The sequence below is a fragment of the Kitasatospora sp. NPDC002551 genome, assembly GCF_040296005.1.
Taxonomy (GTDB): domain Bacteria; phylum Actinomycetota; class Actinomycetes; order Streptomycetales; family Streptomycetaceae; genus Kitasatospora.
In genome coordinates, this window is record NZ_JBEOWI010000070.1 from 20,841 (window position 1) to 34,456 (window position 13,616).

At 76.1% G+C, this 13,616-nt stretch carries 15 protein-coding genes; 7 read left to right on the forward strand and 8 right to left on the reverse strand.

Going from position 1 to position 13,616, the window contains the following annotated elements:
• Together ABT093_RS35780 and ABT093_RS35785 are read right to left on the reverse strand one after the other, a co-directional pair.
• Complete coding sequence (locus ABT093_RS35780) at window positions 1-1,224, reverse strand: benzoate/H(+) symporter BenE family transporter (protein WP_350571436.1); 1,224 nt, start codon at window positions 1,222-1,224, stop codon at window positions 1-3.
• A 53-nt stretch (window positions 1,225-1,277) separates the two neighbouring features.
• A complete protein-coding gene (locus tag ABT093_RS35785; RefSeq protein ID WP_350571438.1) occupies window positions 1,278-2,096 on the reverse strand; it encodes a methyltransferase domain-containing protein in 819 nt (272 codons plus the stop codon).
• A 313-nt stretch (window positions 2,097-2,409) separates the two neighbouring features.
• Between ABT093_RS35785 and ABT093_RS35790 the strand changes: the two genes are divergently transcribed.
• Window positions 2,410-3,420, forward strand: a complete 1,011-nt coding sequence (locus ABT093_RS35790; RefSeq protein ID WP_350571440.1) for a polysaccharide deacetylase family protein — start codon at window positions 2,410-2,412, stop codon at window positions 3,418-3,420.
• 114 nt (window positions 3,421-3,534) lie between these two features.
• A complete protein-coding gene (locus tag ABT093_RS35795; protein WP_350571441.1) occupies window positions 3,535-3,951 on the forward strand; it encodes a hypothetical protein in 417 nt (138 codons plus the stop codon).
• Between the two features lie 10 nt (window positions 3,952-3,961).
• Here the strand turns inward: ABT093_RS35795 and ABT093_RS35800 are convergent, their stop codons facing one another.
• Window positions 3,962-4,774: a nucleotidyltransferase domain-containing protein gene (locus ABT093_RS35800; RefSeq protein WP_350571443.1), complete on the reverse strand. Its 813-nt coding sequence runs from the start codon at window positions 4,772-4,774 to the stop codon at window positions 3,962-3,964.
• A gap of 181 nt (window positions 4,775-4,955) precedes the next feature.
• Between ABT093_RS35800 and ABT093_RS35805 the strand changes: the two genes are divergently transcribed.
• Entirely contained in the window at window positions 4,956-5,558 is a 603-nt protein-coding gene (locus tag ABT093_RS35805; RefSeq protein WP_350571445.1) for a hypothetical protein, read from the forward strand.
• 188 nt (window positions 5,559-5,746) lie between these two features.
• The gene (locus ABT093_RS35810; protein ID WP_350571447.1) at window positions 5,747-7,084 is read left to right on the forward strand and encodes a hypothetical protein; all 1,338 of its coding nucleotides are present in this window, start codon (window positions 5,747-5,749) and stop codon (window positions 7,082-7,084) included.
• A 101-nt stretch (window positions 7,085-7,185) separates the two neighbouring features.
• Here ABT093_RS35810 and ABT093_RS35815 read toward each other — a convergent pair whose 3' ends face one another.
• Window positions 7,186-7,599, reverse strand: a complete 414-nt coding sequence (locus tag ABT093_RS35815) for a MarR family winged helix-turn-helix transcriptional regulator (RefSeq protein WP_350571448.1) — start codon at window positions 7,597-7,599, stop codon at window positions 7,186-7,188.
• A 53-nt stretch (window positions 7,600-7,652) separates the two neighbouring features.
• Between ABT093_RS35815 and ABT093_RS35820 the strand changes: the two genes are divergently transcribed.
• Window positions 7,653-8,468, forward strand: a complete 816-nt coding sequence (locus tag ABT093_RS35820) for an SAM-dependent methyltransferase (RefSeq protein ID WP_350571450.1) — start codon at window positions 7,653-7,655, stop codon at window positions 8,466-8,468.
• 19 nt (window positions 8,469-8,487) lie between these two features.
• Here the strand turns inward: ABT093_RS35820 and ABT093_RS35825 are convergent, their stop codons facing one another.
• The 3 genes from ABT093_RS35825 to ABT093_RS35835 form a co-directional block, all read right to left on the reverse strand.
• Complete coding sequence (locus ABT093_RS35825; RefSeq protein WP_350571452.1) at window positions 8,488-9,546, reverse strand: methyltransferase; 1,059 nt, start codon at window positions 9,544-9,546, stop codon at window positions 8,488-8,490.
• 224 nt (window positions 9,547-9,770) lie between these two features.
• Entirely contained in the window at window positions 9,771-10,436 is a 666-nt protein-coding gene (locus ABT093_RS35830) for a GPP34 family phosphoprotein (RefSeq protein WP_350571453.1), read from the reverse strand.
• A gap of 119 nt (window positions 10,437-10,555) precedes the next feature.
• On the reverse strand, window positions 10,556-10,762 hold the full coding sequence (locus tag ABT093_RS35835) for a hypothetical protein (RefSeq protein ID WP_350571454.1): 207 nt from the start codon (window positions 10,760-10,762) through the stop codon (window positions 10,556-10,558).
• A gap of 502 nt (window positions 10,763-11,264) precedes the next feature.
• On the opposite strand from ABT093_RS35835, the gene ABT093_RS35840 reads away from it, so the two are divergent.
• Together ABT093_RS35840 and ABT093_RS35845 are read left to right on the forward strand one after the other, a co-directional pair.
• Window positions 11,265-11,492: a DUF6458 family protein gene (locus ABT093_RS35840; RefSeq protein ID WP_350571456.1), complete on the forward strand. Its 228-nt coding sequence runs from the start codon at window positions 11,265-11,267 to the stop codon at window positions 11,490-11,492.
• A gap of 55 nt (window positions 11,493-11,547) precedes the next feature.
• Window positions 11,548-12,348 (forward strand): DUF4253 domain-containing protein, encoded by an 801-nt coding sequence (locus ABT093_RS35845; RefSeq protein WP_350571458.1) that lies wholly within the window; start codon window positions 11,548-11,550, stop codon window positions 12,346-12,348.
• A gap of 24 nt (window positions 12,349-12,372) precedes the next feature.
• Here the strand turns inward: ABT093_RS35845 and ABT093_RS35850 are convergent, their stop codons facing one another.
• Window positions 12,373-13,191, reverse strand: coding sequence for a hypothetical protein (locus tag ABT093_RS35850; RefSeq protein WP_350571460.1), 819 nt, complete (start codon window positions 13,189-13,191; stop codon window positions 12,373-12,375).
• Window positions 13,192-13,616: the final 425 nt, after the last annotated feature.

A 13,616-nucleotide genomic window follows, 5' to 3' on the forward strand; every position in this document is an offset into this window, starting at 1 on the left:
TCAGTCCCTGCGGTGGTCCAGCGCCAGATGGGTGCCGAGCCCGAACAGCAGGCCCCAGAACGCCGAGCCGATGCCGAACAGGGTCATCCCCGACGCGCTCGCCAGGAAGGTCACCACCGCCGCGTCCCGCCCGCGCTCCTCGGCGACCGCCGCCGCCAGGCTGCCCTGCAGCGAGGCCAGCAGCGCCACCCCGGCGATCACCGCGACCAGTTCCTTCGGCAGCCCGGTGAACAGGCTCACCAGCACCCCGCCGAAGCTGCCCACCAGCACGTACAGCAGGCCCGAGGACATCCCCGCCACGTACCGGCGGCGCGGGTCCGGATGGGCCTCCGGGCCCGAGCAGATCGCCGCCGTGATCGCCGCCAGGTTCACCCCGGGCGAGCCGAACGGCGCCACCAGCACCGACACCGCCCCCGTCGTCCCGATCAGCAGCCGGTCGTCCGCCGGATAGCCGAAGGCCCGCAGCACCCCGAGGCCGGGCGCGTTCTGCGAGGCCAGTGTGACGATCGCGAGCGGCAGCGCCAGTCCCACCAGGGCGGACCAGGAGAACGCCGGCGCCGTCAGCACGGGCACGGTCGGCCCGCCGGCCCCGAGGCGCAGCGGCAGCCCGACGGAGAGAGCGGCCAGCACGCCGCCGACCAGCAGCGCCAGCAGCACGGCGTACCGGGGCGCGAACCGCTTGGCCAGCAGGAAGGCCGCGAAGCTGCCCACCACCAGCAGCGGCGCGCCGTGCACGGCGCCGAAGATCCCGGCGCCGAAGGAGAACAGGATGCCCGCCAGCATCGCGTTCACGATGCCCACCGGCACCGCCGCGATCAGCCGGCCGAACCAGCCGGTCACCCCGAACAGCGTCACCGCCGCCGCGCTCACCAGGAACGCCCCGACCGCCTCCCGGTAGGGGTAGTCGCCGAGGCTGGTGACCAGCAGCGCGGCCCCCGGGGTTGACCAGGCGGTGACCACCGGGGTGCGCGTCCACCAGCTCAGCGCGAAGCCGCTGACCCCGCTGCCGATCGCCACCGCCCAGATCCAGGAGGCGGTGTGCGCCGGGTCCAGCCGCCCCGCGGCGGCCGCCGCGAGCACCACCACCAGCGGTCCCGAGAAGGACACCGCGACGCACACCAGCCCCGCCAGGAGCGCCGGCGCCGACACGTCGCGCCGCAGGGTCCGACGCTCCCCGTCCCCGACCGGCGCCGTGCGCGGTCCGACCGTCAGTTCATCTGTCATCCGGGCAGTATCCCGAAGTACGCCGGCGGCCCAACCCGCCGCCCGTGGCGGACCTAGCCGGGCCGGTGGGCGACGGCGGCGAACATGGTCACCGACAGGTGGAAGGCGCCCCGTTCGGCGGCGGCCGCCAGGTCCTCGTAGAGCTCGTCCCGCCGGGCGTCGGTGAGCAGGCCCTGTGCCACGGCGGTCGCGCCGAGATGCCGGATCAGGGGCCAGGTGACGGACCGGCGGTCGTGCAGCAGGACGTCCGAGCCGACCGCGTCGACCTCCAGACCGGCCGACACCAGCCAGTCGGCGAGGCGGCGCCCGGCGTCCGGGGCGGCGGCGGCCGCCTGGGTGACCGTGGCCAGCGCGGTCCGGGCCCCGGGGGAGGCCGGGTGGAGGAGGAAGGTGGCCCAGTCGGTGTCCAGCAGGGCGACGCGGCCGCCCGGGCGCAGCACCCGGGCGATCTCGGCGACGGCCCGCGCGGGGTCGGTCAGGTGCTGCAGGACGCGCTCGCAGCGGACCGCGTCCAGCTCCGCGTCCGGGAACGGCAGCGCGAGCGCGTCGCCGTCCCGGAACCGGGCCGGGCTGCCGGCGCCGGCCGCGCGCCGCTCGGCGAGGGCGCGCAGCCCCGGGTGTGGTTCGAGGCCGATCGCGGTGCCGTGCGGGCCGACCGCGGCGGCGAGCACCTGGGTCTCCGAGCCGGTGCCGCACCCGACGTCGAGGGCCCGCTCGCCGGGGGCCGCGGCCAGCCGCTCGTGCGCCCACGCCCGCAGCCGCCGCACGCCGGGGGCGGCGGCCTGGGCGTCCAGCGCGGCGACCAGGCGGTCGGTGAGCGCGGGGTCGGCGTTGGCGGCGTGGAAGGCGGAGGTCGGGCGGGGACCGGTCATGGCGTCCACTCTAGGGAGGTCACCCGCCTCCGCCCCGGCGGCGCCGCGGCCGCGTCGCGCGTCCGTCGCCGTCCCAACCCGCCTGGTACGAACCGTTCTTGTCGTGCCGGTCATTCCATCCCTTCTTATCGTCCTGGAGGCCGGTCGTCCGTATGATCTGGGCAGCCCGCCGTCGGGAACGCCTGTGGGGACGGGGCCGTGTGGTGCCCGTGGGCCGTCCGCCGGCCGCGTTCGGCCGGGGAAGCGAGGCCCGGGGAAGTCGTTGCGGGGGGAGTCGTTCCCAGGGAGGGGCAGCACGGTGCGGTTCGCGGGTGTGGAAGTGACGCGTGAGGGCTACCGGATCGCCGGGCCGGGCGGCGTCGAGGTGCTCGAACGCTGCGACTGGGGACGACCGGTGGCCAGGCTGGCCGAACTCGCGGACCGGACCCCCGAGGGCCTCACCGTGGTCGTGGACAGCGCCAACGGCCTCCTGGACGCGCCCCTCGCGGCCGCCGGGATCCCGGTGCTCCGCGCCGATCCGCCGGTCCTGGCCGACGGCGGAGCCACCGCGGAGGCGCTCGCCGACCTCGGCCGCTCCCGCCCCGGGGCCCTGGCCGCCCTGCCCTCCGGGGGGTGGACGATGAGCGGGCGCGAGGAGGAGATCGCGGCGGCGGACCGGGCGAGCGCCCCGGTGGAGCGGCAACTCGTGTGCGCGGGACGGATGCTGGCGGGCGGTGACGGCGCCGGGCCGCTGGTGGCGCTGACCTTCGACGACGGCCCGCATCCGGAGTTCACCCCGCGGGTGCTGGACGTGCTGGAGCGCCACGACGCCCCGGCCGCGTTCTTCTGCATCGGCCTGAACGCCCTGGCCCACCCCGGCGTGGTGCGCCGGATCGCGCGGGCGGGCCGGACCCTCGGCAACCACACCTGGTCCCACGCCTACCTGCCCGACGTGGGCCCGAACGGACTCGCCCTGCAGCTCGGCCGCACCCGCGAGGTGCTCGCCGAGGCCTGCGGCGACGACCGCCCGGTCCGCTGGCTGCGCCCCCCGTACGGCGGGCGCAGCCCGCAACTCCTGCGCACGGTCGACGCCCTGGGGCTCATCACGGTGCTCTGGGACGTCGACGCCAAGGACTGGTCGCGGCCCGGTCCGGCGGCCATCGCCGAGCGCGTCCTGGGCCGGGTCCGCCCCGGCTCGGTGATCCTGCTGCACGACGGCGGCGGCGACCGCTCCCAGACCGTCGCCGCGCTGCCCGCCGTCATCACGGGCCTGCGCGACCGCGGCTACCGGATCGTGGACCTCGACACCCTCCTGGCCGCCACCGGTCGCCCCGGACCGGGCTGAGGATCCTTCAAGACTTCCCCGTGGGCGCGCCATGACGTGTTCACGGCCGGCCGCGAAACTAGCATGGCGGAAGCTCCTGTTCGCACCCTGTTCGTCCGACGGAGAGGAAGAGTCATGCGCAAGCCCCTGATGGTGCTGGCCGCGGCCGCGACGGCGGCCATCGGTTTCGCCGCGCCGGCGCAGGCCACCGTGAACGACGTGGACATGCCCTTCGGCATGGCCTACGGCAACAGCACGACCTCGGGAACGATCCACTTCACCGACGGCTACACCGCCTCCGTGACCGGGGCCGTCCACGCGGCGAGCGGCGCCCGCCGGGTCTGCGTCGTGGGGGTGAACGGCGGCGCGGAGTCGGCCACCGTCTGCAGCCCGTGGGCGTACGCGGGCGGGGCGAACCAGCCCCTCAGCGCCTCGCTGCGGATCGCGGTCGCCGGCGGCGTCCAGCGGGTCTACGTCGCGATGTACGACGAGAACAACGCCCTGCTGGCCCAGGAGTTCTGTACCCGCAGCGGCTGTACCCGGCAGGTCTGAGCCGGCGGCCTCACCCGCCGGCCGCCGCGGCGGCCTCCTCGACGCGCTCGCCCGCCCAGGCCAGGAACGCCCGTACCTCGGCGGCGGGCAGCGCGTCGGCGGCCGAGCGCGGCCGCTCGAAGCTGCGCAGCGCGGCCTCCAGCAGCGGCCGGAAGCCGGGCTCGGCGGCGGCGGTCTCCCGGGCCGCCGCCCGCTTGGCCCGCCACCGGCCGGTGCGGCAGAAGACCACCGCCCGGCAGCCGTTGAGCACCCGGTTGTCCGCCAGGTGGCCCGCCCCGTCGGCGTGCTCGCGCACGGCGGCCCGCAGCGCGGCGAACACCCCGGCGGGCGCGGGCTCCGCGATCGCCCGCCGCGCCGGTGCGCCCCACAGGGTGACCCCGGCGCGGTGGGCGATCGAGCGGTCGATGACGAACCAGAAGGCCGCCGCCCCGGTGGGGTCCCGGTCCGCCCGCTCCGCCAGCAGCGGGCCGGTGTTGAGGTTCAGCAGGAACCCCGCACCGCCCGAGGTGCTCGCGGCGACGTCCGCGCCGTACACCACCAGCTCCAGCCCGGCCGCCGGACACGGCAGGCGGGGGTGGGCGAGTTCCCGGGCCAGCTCCGTCAGCGCCGAGCCCGGCAGGTCCGGTTCAAGGACCACCACCACGTCCACGTCGCTGCGGCCGTGCCGGTAGTCCCCGAGCGCCACCGATCCGACGGCCACCACGCTCACCACGCGTGCCCCGCACACCGCCCGCACCCGGCGGACGAGCTCCTCCAGGTATCCGCGCAGCTCGGCGGGAACCCGCCGCCGCTCCTCGTCGCCGTCGATGTCATCGTCGTTCACGGGCCCAGTCTGCCCGCCGCGCCGGGCGGCCGGGCCGCGACGGCTCCGGCGTAGGGGCCGACTGGACGAGCGGTGGACGCGGCGGACCGGTCGCGCCGGAGCGGCCCCCGCGCCCCTCGGAGGGACTGGTAGAAGGACGGTCGTGCGCCGAAGTGCGGCGCCGAGCTGGAGGAGTGAGACGATGACCGCTTCCCGTTCCGCCGACCGTGCCCGTTCCGTCCGCGCCGCCGCCGGTGCCGTGCTGGCGGCCTCCGCCGCCCTGGTGCCGGCGCTCGCCGCCGCCCCGGAGGCCGCCGCCACCGTGACCGGTCTGGACAACACCTGGTCCTGTTCCGTGCCGGCCGGCTACGTCTACGACCAGATCGTCTCCTCCTCCTCGTGCGGCACCACGCCCCTGTACCACCTGCGGACCCCGGTCGACGGACTGGTCTCCTGCGTCAGGGCGAGCGGCTTCGTCTACGAAAGCACCACCATGAGCGGCAACTGCAGCATGGCGCCGGGCAGTTCGTCGGCCTCCTACCGGCTGCGGGTGCCGGCCGACGGGCTGGTCTCCTGCGTCACGGCGAGCGGCTTCGTCCACGACCTCGTCACCAACCTCTCCCAGTGCAGCCTCGCCCCGGGCACGACCAGGCCCGCCTACCGCCTGCGCACCCCGGTCGACGGCCTGTGGGCGTGCTCGGTGCCGAACGGCTGGAGCTCCTACGGCACCGCCCTGAGCCACGACTGCAGCTACGGCACGAGCCCGAGCGACAAGGCCACGATGTACCGCCTCAAGGCGGCCTGAGCCGGTGGCGGCCCGGGCCGACCGCCGGCCCGGACATCGGTGACACGTCGGCCGCCACCGCCCCCAACCGCGTCAAAAGCACCATGGCGGGCACTATCGGACTGATCATCAAACCGGTATGACAAGCATCCGGATGGATCTATGATTTGTGCGTTCACAGACTCTTCGCACAGAGCAGGTTCTGCCGGATGAAGCTTCCCCGGGTGTCCGCCGTCGTCGCGGCCGCGGTCCTCACCCCTGCCGTTCTCTTCCCGTCGACGGCCCTCGCCGCGGACGCCCCCCAGCCCGCCGGGGTCTCCGGGTCCGACACCGTCTCCGAGGGCGAGCCGACCCAGGAGGAGCTCGACCGCGCGGAGGTCCAGAAGATCCTCGCGGACAAGGAGAGCGGCGTGTCCGTGCGCGAGGCCGCCGAGAAGGCCCTCGCCGGAACGGCCGCCGACCTGCGGCACTTCCTGGAGGTCGGTCTCCACGACGCCCGGTACATCGACTGCCGTGTCGAGGTCACCAAGTTCCTCGCCACCGGTGGCGAGGCCGTGAAGGAGGCCGCCAAGGCGGCCCTGCGCGGCGGCTCCTACGAGGGCCTGGTCGCGTTCCTCAAGGAAGGCCGCTACCAGGCCCAGGCCACCGACGACCGCCTGGAGCTGGTGCGGCTCCTCGGCCGGCCGCAGACCGGCCGGGGCGTGAAGGAGGCCGGCGAGAAGGCCCTGCGGATCAACACGCCCGCGGCACTGCGCCACTTCTTCGAGGTCGAACTCCCCAAGGTGCAGGCCGACGACGACCGCGTCGAGGTCACCCGGATGCTCGGGACGGCCGGTCCGGCCCTGCAGCGGGCCGCGAGCGCCGCGCTCTCCGGCACCTACGCGGACATCGTCAAGTTCCTCAAGGAGGGCCAGTACGCGGCCCGCGCCGAGGACGACCGGGCCGAGATCGAGCGCGTCCTCGCCGACCCGCAGACCGGCCCGCACGCCCGCAGCGCCGCCCAGAAGGCGCTCGAGGGCGACGCCGCCGGCCGGCGCCGCTTCCTGGAGTCCGGGCTGGCGGCGGCGCGCGTGAGCGACAACCGGGTGAAGGTGTCGCAGATCGCCGAGAACGGCGGACCGGCCGTCAGGAAGGCCGCGCTCGCCGCTCTGGAGGGCGACGACCAGGCCGTGCTGGCCTTCCTGGAGCAGGGCTGGGCCGCCGCCCGCGCCGTCGACGCGGCCGCCCCGAAGCCCACCGGGCAGCCCACCGAGCGGCCCACCGACCGCCCGACCGGGCAGCCGCGGACCACCCCGGCGCCGCAGCCCACCGCTACCGCCCCGGCCGCCCCGGCGGCGGTCCAGGCCGCGGACCGCACCACGACCACCGGCGGCACCACCGCCCGGGCGGCCACCACGGGCACCACCGCCGACACCGTCGCCCGCTCCGGCCAGCTCGCCGCCACCGGCGCCGACGGCCTGGGCTGGGAGGCCGGCGCCGCCGCCGCGGCCGTCGCCGCCGGCGCGGCGCTCGTCGTGGTCTCGCGCCGCCGCCCCACCGGGGACTGATCCACCCGCACCTGATCCACCCGCACATGTGTCACCCGGTCGCCTCCCCGGCTGCCGGGTGACACGCGTGCCCGGACTTGTCGCGGGTCGGTTGCGGGGCGTCAGGGCAGCAGCAGGGCGGCGAGCTCGTCGAGGAGTTCGGTGACCCGGCGGGCCCGGTCCGGATCCGGGACGGCCTTGGCGATGACCGGCTCCGCGGGCCGGGCGACGTGCTCGCGAATGGTCTGCCGGGCCCAGTCGGAGACGGTCAGCAGGGTGCGCCGCCCGTCCTGCGGGTCGTCGGCGGCGTCCAGCAGTCCGCGCTCGCGCAGCCGGCCGACGGAGACCGAGACATGGCTCTGCGCGAAGCCGGTCCGGGCCTGGATCTCCCGGGCGGAGGTCGCCGGATGGCGGTACACGTCGGCGACCACGGCGATCTCGCCGGGGGTGAGGTGCGCCGAGGCCGGGTCGATGATCATGTCGCGGCCGAGATCGGTCAACCGCTTGCCGAGTCTGAGGAGTTGCACGCCGTCCATGCCGGCAGAATACATCTTCACAGATGCATCGGTGGCGATGTATGTTGCCGGCCATGACGACCCCCGAACCGCTGAGCCCGGTCTCCCGCACCGCCCTGTCCGTCGCCCTGGTGCGGGCCTACGAGAGCTCCCGCCCCGACCCGCTCTTCGTCGACCCGTACGCCGCCGCGTTCGCCGCCGCGGCCGACGTGCCGCTGCCCGCCTCCGGCCCGGACAGCGGCCTCGCCAGGACCCTGGTCGCGCACGGCGTCCTGCGCACCCGCTTCTACGACGACCGTCTGCTGGCCGCCGGCGCCGACCAGATCGTGCTGCTCGCGGCCGGCCTCGACACCCGCGCCCACCGGCTCGACTGGCCGGTCGGCACCCGGGTGTTCGAACTCGACCTGGGCCCGGTGCTGGCCTTCAAGGAGCAGGTCCTCGCGGCCCTCGCCGCCGAGCCGAGGAGCCGGCGCACCGTCCTGCCCGCCGACCTGCTGGAGCCGCACTGGCCCGACCGCCTGGTCGACGCCGGGTTCGACCCCGCACGTCCCTCGGCCTGGCTGGCCGAGGGGCTGCTGGTCTACCTCGCGCCCGAGGATGCGGCCGGACTGCTCACCGCGGTCGCCGCCCTCGCCGCGCCGGGCAGCCGCCTGCTGCTGGAGCAGGGCCGGGACGTGACCGCCACGCCGTACGAGCCCTCGCTCGCCCACCTCACCGACCTGTGGCGCGGCGGCCTCGGCCCCGGCACCCGGGAGTGGCTCGACGGACACGGCTGGACCACGGAGCCGACCGCCCTGGACACGCTCGCCCGGCGGTACGCCCGCCCCCTGCCGAGCCCCTCGACCGCGGGCTTCCTCGAAGCGGTCCGGCGCACCCGGGGCCGGGGCTGAGCGCCCGGCGCCGTCCCGCTCAGGCCGCGACCGCCTCCACCACCGACAGCACGGCCGGCGCCGGGATCACCCGGGACAGCCGCAGGCCGGCCCGCGCGAAGAGCTCCGCGAAGTCGGCCTCGGTGCGCTCGCGGCCGGTCAGCGACGCCATCATCATCAGATCCAGGTCCTTGGACTGGTGGGGCGCGTTGCCCGGGGGGACCACGGCGTCCAGCACCAGCACCCGGCCGCCCGGGCGCAGCGCCCGGGCACAGTGGCCGAGCAGGGTCACGCACGCCTCGTCGTCCCAGTCGTGCGTGATCCGCTTGAGCATCAGGACGTCGCCGGCGGGCACGGCGGTGAAGAAGTCGCCCTCCCGCGCCGTCCAGCGGCCCGCGATCTCCGGGTGCGCGCCCAGCCGGTTCCCGGCGAGGACGTGGGAGCGGTCGTACAGGACGCCCTCCAGGCCCGGGTTGCGGCGCAGCACCTCCAGCAGCAGGCCGCCGTGGCCGCCGCCGATGTCCACCACCGTGCCGTCCGGCGGGAACCCGTAGGCGGCGGCGATGGGCGCGTTCTCCTGGTCGGACATCGCCGCCATGCCGACGTGGAAGACGGCGGCGGTCCGCTCGTCCTTGGCGAAGTGGTCGAAGAACGGCATGCCGAAGATGTTCTCGAACGCGGTGGTGCCCTCGGTCAGACAGTGCGTCAGCTCCCCGGCCGGCCGCCACATGGTGCGGTCGGTGAGCATCTGGACGGCCGTGCGCACCGAGTACGGGACGTCGCCGCGCAGCGCCTGCCCGGCCTCGGTGAGCGTGAAGCGGCCCTGCTCGTCCTCCGCCACCACACCGCGGGTGGCGAGCAGCCGCAGTACCCGGTGGAGGTTGCGGGCGTCGGTGCCGGTCGCCGCGGCGAGTTCGGCGGGCGCGGCCGGGCCGTTCGCCAGGTGGTCGGCCACCCCGACGTCGGCGGCGGCCCGCAGGGCGGCGGGGAAGAGGAAACCGAGGGCCTCGTCGACGAGGAAGGCGGCCGATCGCCGCAGGGCGTCCTCCTCGCCGCCGCCCCCGGTACCCGCCGTCCGCACGCTCTCGTCCTGGCTCATCCCGTCCTCCTCCTCGCGGCCTGCGTCCGCCCGGGACCCTGCCCACCGCCGCCCGCCGCGAAGCCCGCCGCACCGGGGTCCCGTCCCTTCGCACACCGGACGCCGCGCTTCCGGGGCGGTGGGCCCGTGTTGCCGGAGTCGGCCCTCGCGGTGGCCGACCTCGCTCTCGAACATCTGGACGTCCATCGGGCATCCGAACGGCCGTCGAGCGTCCGGCCGGGTGTTCAGCCGCCGCCCATCCCGCCCTGGGCGGCGACCATGGTCAGGTTCAGCCCCGCCATCGCCCGCACCAGGCCCGGGGCCCGGTCGGCGAGCCGCGCCGCGAGCTCGTCGGTGAGCGCGGCGATCCGCTCGGACCGGGCCCTGCGGTCGTGCCGGGGGAGCACCAGGCGCAGGTGCCCGTGGGCGGCCAGGACCGCCAGCACCAGGTCGGCGAACGGCGCCCCGGCGGGCGGACCGTCACCGCGCACCAGCCCGGCCACCCGCGCCTGCAGGTCCAGCGCCTCGCGCGGGTCGTCCACCACCACCGGCCGTCGCGGCACCACCGCCCCGTAGGGGTCGCGGTCCGCCACCGTCAGCACGCCGAGCACCGCTAGCCGCTCCTCCACGGCCTCCAGGGTGTCCTCGCGGCCGCGCCTGATCCACGCCTTCCAACTGCGCGGCGCGCAGCCGACCTCGGCGAGCAGCGCGTCCAGCAGCGCGTCCCCGGTGGTCCCGGCCTCCACCACCCGCACCCGGCCCCGCCCGTCCTCGGCGACCGCGCCCCGTTCGGCGAGCTCGGCCAGCGCGGCGGCCCGCACCAGGAACCCGGCCCGGGCGCGGTCCTGCGGGTGCTGTGCCCGGGTGTCGAAAGCCAGCAGATAGGCGGCCTGCTGAAGTCCTCGGCTCATACCACCGACGATACGGCGCCCGGTGCCGCGCACCCGTCAACCCGCAGGACCACACCGCCTCCACCCACGGGACCACCCCGCCCGGGCCGGCCCGCCGCCGCACCGCGCCGGGCGGTGGGTCACGGGCCGCCCTCCTCGGCGGGCGCCGCGTGTTCGAGCAGCCCCAGGGCGTCCAGCAGCAGCCGGCAGTCCTCGGCGTCCCGGGCCCGCGCCGCCACCGCCCTCCGCGCCCGGGCCCGCACCTCGGGCGGCCCCGGCTCGCCCGGCGGCGCGAACAGTTCGCCCATCGTGTGCAGTTCACGGTTCGGCCGAGTCGTCGTCGCCACTGTCGCCTCCCGTCCGGAGTACACCGATCGTCCAGCGTACTGCGCCGACCGGGCGACCGGCGGAGCCCGCCGGCCCCGGCCACGGTCCTGATGCACGGTCCGGTGCATGGGTCCGGTGAACGGGGGTACCCGGCGGTCGTGGGCGGCCGGCGCACTGGTCCACCTCCCCCCGTGGGTTCCGCGCGCCGCCGCCCGCCGTATCCCGGCGAGTGGTGGCTCCGCCCGGGGTGTCCGGGGCCCTCGCGGTGGTGGGTCCCGGACACCGGCGGGCCGCCCGCGTGGTGGCAGCCGGGCACGAATCGGGCTGCCGGGCCGTGTCCCCCCCCCCGGCCCGGCAGCCCGCTCCCGGTGCATCCGGCCCCGGACGTCCCGGCCCCGGACGTCCCGGCCCCGGACCTCCCGGTCCGGCCGCAACCGGCGGGCATCGCCCCGGTGAACCGGGGTAGACGGCGGAGCGGCCCGCCGACGACGGCGGGGCCGGACTCGACGACGGAGGGAAACCATGGGCCTGGGTGGCTGCATCATCCTGTTCGCGATCGGAGCGGTCCTCGCGTTCGGCGTGGACTGGCACGTCTCCGGCGTCAACCTGACCGTGGTCGGCGTCGTCCTCATGACGGCCGGCTTCATCGGGGTCGTGGTCTACGCGAAGGTGCTGGGCCGGCGGCGCCACCTCGGAGGGCGTGCGGTCGACGAGGTCATCGTCGAGGAGCGCCGCCGGGACATCCTCTGACCTCCGGTCATGGCCCTCGACGGCGAGTGTCGGACCGCGCGTCTACGGTGTCCGCATGATCGAGTCCCCCGACCTGGCCCACGCCGTCTCCGCTCTCCCCGTCGATCTGCCGTCCGGACGCCTGGTCGCCGGTGACGAGGGGGAGGGGCACCAGGCGCTGATGTGGGTGAGTGACGACCTCGCCCCGCCCGTGCTGTGGGGCCGGCTCCACCGTCTGCACCCGCAGAGCGGCCTGTGGCCGTTGCTGCTCAGCCCGTTGGACGACGGCCCCGAGGTCCGCCCGTGGCTGTCCGGCGAACTCTTCCCGGACGAGGCCTCCGAGCTCGCCGAGCACGACCCGGCCGCCCTGTTGAGCGGCTGGTGGGCGGAGTGCGCCGCCGACGAGGACGAGGCCGGCGGGTCCGACATCCTGGCGCCCTACGGCTCGGCCTGGCCCGGCCTCGCCCCGGCCACCGTGCTCGCCGGCGGCGCCGCCGACACCGAGGCCCGCGATCTCGCCGAGGTGCTGCAGATCGGACGCAACGTCCGCCTCGGCCTGGTCCGGGCGGGCAGCGGCGCCGAGGCCCTGGCGGCGTGCGGCTGGAGCGGCCCGGTCAACCACGAGAACGACAGCGCGAAGATCGCCGCCGTGCTCGCCGACTGGGAACGCCGCTTCGGCGCTCAGGTGGTCGAAGCGGGCTTCAGCACCCTGGAGCTGAGCGTCCCGGTGCCGCCCGCCACGCTCGACGAGGCACTCCCGATCGCCGCCGAGCACATGGCGCTCTGCCCCGACCAGGTCCTCCAGGGCGCCGAGACCCTCACCGCCTACGCCGAGCAGCTGATCGCCGCCCGGCGGTGGTCGTTCTGGTGGGACTGACCGGCCCGCCCACCACCGGCCGGATCAGGGCCGCCGCCGGGCCCCGGCGGCGGCCCTGACCTCGGCCGACGCCCGCTCGCGGTCGACCGCCGGCGGCCGGAACCGCCCACCGGCCGCCCGGACGTGCTCCTCCCAGCGGTCCTGCCAGAACACGACCGTCCACCCGGGCCACCGGCGAGGCGTCCCGTACGCCTCCGGCACAGCTCCGAGCGTCCACCACCCCACCTGGCGCCGCAGCGGATCGACATGGATCCCGGCCTCGGCCGCCACCCGGCACACCCCGTGCTCCGGGGCGGCCGCCAGCCGGTCGAGCAGCGCGACCCCTTCCCGGACCGGGTGGTCACCGGTGTTCGCCACCACGTGGCAGCGGTCCGGTCCGACCGTCGCCACCGCGACCATCGGCTCCGGGTCCGTGAACTCCTCGTCCTCGGGTGCCAGCAACGCCCCCGCCAGCGCCGCGCACCCACGGTCGCGGACGAACTCCGGGTCCAGCCCCAGGTGGGCCCGCAACTCCGCGTTGCCGTCGTACGCCCAGCGCACCTCCCAGCCCGCCCAGGCCCGCCGCAGCAGCTCCAGGGCCGCGGCGCGGTGGCGCAGCACGGTGCTCGGCCCCTCCAGGGCGAACAGCAGCAGGACCCTCCGGCGCAGGTCGACGAGTGCCGCCCCCTGGCAGAGCACGTCGTCCAGCCACCAGCCGTCCGCGCTCATGTGGCGGAGCGTCGAGAGCGTCCGTACCGGCCCGGCCAGCAGGTCGAGGTCGATCCCCACGGCACCGAACCGGGAGAGGTACAGCTCGTACGCGCCGTCCTCGCGGACCACGACAAAGTTCGCACGATCGGTCATGGGCCCACCCTGGCCGACCCCGGGCCGGGCCGCCACCGAATTCCGCTGCCCCTGGAACGTTCCGCCCCGCCGTTCCAGGCTCGCACGTTTCCACAGGTCGGAGGGGGTGAAATCGTTCCAGCGTGCCGGATCGGCCGGAGGGGGTGGCGGGTGGGACGGACGGCGGGTCAGAGTACTGCCCGGCGGGGCGCCCACCGCGGCGCAGACCGCCCTCTTCCAGCAGCCCTTCGCTCCTACGGGGATCCGTCATGTCCATTCGCCGTACCCTCTTCGTCCCGGCCGCGCTCGCCGGTGCCGCCCTAGCCCTGACCGCCTGCGGGCCCGACGGGCTGACCGGGGGCCCGCAGCCGGTGGAGCACACCTCGGCTTCCACGCCGGCGGCCGGCGCGCCCGCCCCGGCGGCCGGCGCGCCCGCCCCGGCGGCC

Bases quoted from the DNA above. Each gene is read 5' to 3' on its own strand.
- ABT093_RS35810 (WP_350571447.1), top strand. From the start codon at position 5,747: ATGAAGCTTCCCCGGGTGTCCGCCGTCGTCGCGGCCGCGGTCCTCACC.
- ABT093_RS35845 (WP_350571458.1), top strand. From the start codon at position 11,548: ATGATCGAGTCCCCCGACCTGGCCCACGCCGTCTCCGCTCTCCCCGTC.
- ABT093_RS35840 (WP_350571456.1), top strand. From the start codon at position 11,265: ATGGGCCTGGGTGGCTGCATCATCCTGTTCGCGATCGGAGCGGTCCTC.
- ABT093_RS35795 (WP_350571441.1), top strand. From the start codon at position 3,535: ATGCGCAAGCCCCTGATGGTGCTGGCCGCGGCCGCGACGGCGGCCATC.
- ABT093_RS35780 (WP_350571436.1), bottom strand. From the start codon at position 1,224: ATGACAGATGAACTGACGGTCGGACCGCGCACGGCGCCGGTCGGGGAC.
- ABT093_RS35830 (WP_350571453.1), bottom strand. From the start codon at position 10,436: ATGAGCCGAGGACTTCAGCAGGCCGCCTATCTGCTGGCTTTCGACACC.
- ABT093_RS35850 (WP_350571460.1), bottom strand. From the start codon at position 13,191: ATGACCGATCGTGCGAACTTTGTCGTGGTCCGCGAGGACGGCGCGTAC.
- ABT093_RS35825 (WP_350571452.1), bottom strand. From the start codon at position 9,546: ATGAGCCAGGACGAGAGCGTGCGGACGGCGGGTACCGGGGGCGGCGGC.
- ABT093_RS35805 (WP_350571445.1), top strand. From the start codon at position 4,956: ATGACCGCTTCCCGTTCCGCCGACCGTGCCCGTTCCGTCCGCGCCGCC.
- ABT093_RS35820 (WP_350571450.1), top strand. From the start codon at position 7,653: ATGACGACCCCCGAACCGCTGAGCCCGGTCTCCCGCACCGCCCTGTCC.
- ABT093_RS35815 (WP_350571448.1), bottom strand. From the start codon at position 7,599: ATGGACGGCGTGCAACTCCTCAGACTCGGCAAGCGGTTGACCGATCTC.
- ABT093_RS35785 (WP_350571438.1), bottom strand. From the start codon at position 2,096: ATGACCGGTCCCCGCCCGACCTCCGCCTTCCACGCCGCCAACGCCGAC.